This is a genomic window from Fortiea sp. LEGE XX443 (assembly GCF_015206815.1).
GTDB lineage: Bacteria > Cyanobacteriota > Cyanobacteriia > Cyanobacteriales > Nostocaceae > Nostoc_B.
The window spans coordinates 1-1,414 of sequence record NZ_JADEXZ010000156.1; the positions used below are offsets into that span (position 1 = coordinate 1).

A 1,414-nucleotide genomic window follows, 5' to 3' on the forward strand; every position below is an offset into this window, starting at 1 on the left:
CTAATAAACAGATGGTAAAACCTAGATAATAAAAGACTTTTAACCCTGTAGCCTGTCACCTGTCCCCTGCTATACTTACTGACATTAGAAAATACTCACCTACAAAATAATACAACAAAGTAGAATCACGGCACTGTATCCGTAATGCCGTGACTCTACCCTGAGGGAAGTAGTAGAAGCGTCTACAGTTCTTATCACCTATAACGGCTTTTTACTGATAATAGTCCGGTGGCGTGGGTCGCTGGCAACTTCAATTGTGGGCGAAAAGCCAACTTCTTGTAATGCCAACTCAATATCAAAACCATAATAATCATCACTCCAAGGTTCCGTACTTTTCATTAAAGTAAAGAGTACAGGAGGTAGATTTTGAATGACAGGCGATCGCGGGTTATTATCTACCAAGGCAATGTAACCACCAGGTCGTAGTAATCGTTTAGCTTCCGCGAAAATTTCTTTGCTGGCGTAGCTAGGAAGTTCGTGAGCCACAAACTGGAGAGTTACCAAATCAAAGGAGTTGTCTGGTAATCCTGTATTTTCGGCTCTAGCATGAACCCACTGGGAAATTTCATTATTAACATCCCTAGCCTTGGCGACAGCCAGCATATATGGCGACAAATCCAAACCAACGGTGCGAATTGGCTGCTGTTGTTTTTGCTGGTAGTAACGGTGTAGTGCCATAGTAGATAGACCTATTGAACAGCCAATATCAAGAACTTCCCTCACCTGCACAGGGCCGTAAGCTGCCAAAACATCATGAAAAGTGCCTCTGAGTCTACCATGAGCAGCTTCCCAAGTCAGATTTTCTTGCGGCCAAACACGCAAAGACATGGCGTAGGTAGCTGACTCCGCTTCAAAAGCCGCTTCCCAGCAAAGATTACCCTCAGCGTAAGCATGGAATGGTACTTTGTAATATTCTGGATACACAACTCCGGGGTTAGTAACTGCCCCTAGCAGTTGTTTTGTCATCAGCGCTTGTAGTGCTTCGGCATTTTTGCGCCAGGGAATACCGTTTTTTTCTGCTGTTGTGATTAATACTTGCCTAGCTTGGTATTTCATCACATTGTAAACAGGTTTGGTTTGGATCAGCAGATTAACGAACTTGGAGAGTATGCTTTCACCAGCCCAATCAGGTTTGATTTTATTTTTCATCACTTTGAGGAAATGAAGCGATAATTGCCTATACCTATTTTAGGTTTTATCTATCTTTCCCAAGCATTGTTTTTTCTATTCTTTCTTCTCTTTCACTTTTAACTCTCCTTCTAACGGCTCTTTTGCGATTTCACTTAAGGGACTTCCAGAGAATAAGATATACAAGCCATAAAAATGATAATCATTCTGAAGGGGGAAAGAGCAGTTGCCGTCGGCAACTGCTCTTTCCTCCCAAATATATGCAAGATAAATGTCTGCACTCAAC

Annotated in this window: 2 protein-coding genes; both read right to left on the minus strand. The window is 42.3% G+C overall.

Translation table 11 applies throughout. The annotated features are described in order from the left end of the window. Window positions 1-198: 198 nt before the first annotated feature. Entirely contained in the window at window positions 199-1,149 is a 951-nt protein-coding gene (locus IQ259_RS26885; RefSeq protein WP_193889019.1) for a class I SAM-dependent methyltransferase, read from the minus strand. Between the two features lie 75 nt (window positions 1,150-1,224). Then, on the minus strand, window positions 1,225-1,414 hold a 190-nt coding region (locus IQ259_RS27465), incomplete at its 5' end, for a hypothetical protein (protein WP_228014820.1).

Bases quoted from the DNA above. Each gene is read 5' to 3' on its own strand.
- IQ259_RS26885 (WP_193889019.1), bottom strand. From the start codon at position 1,149: ATGAAAAATAAAATCAAACCTGATTGGGCTGGTGAAAGCATACTCTCC.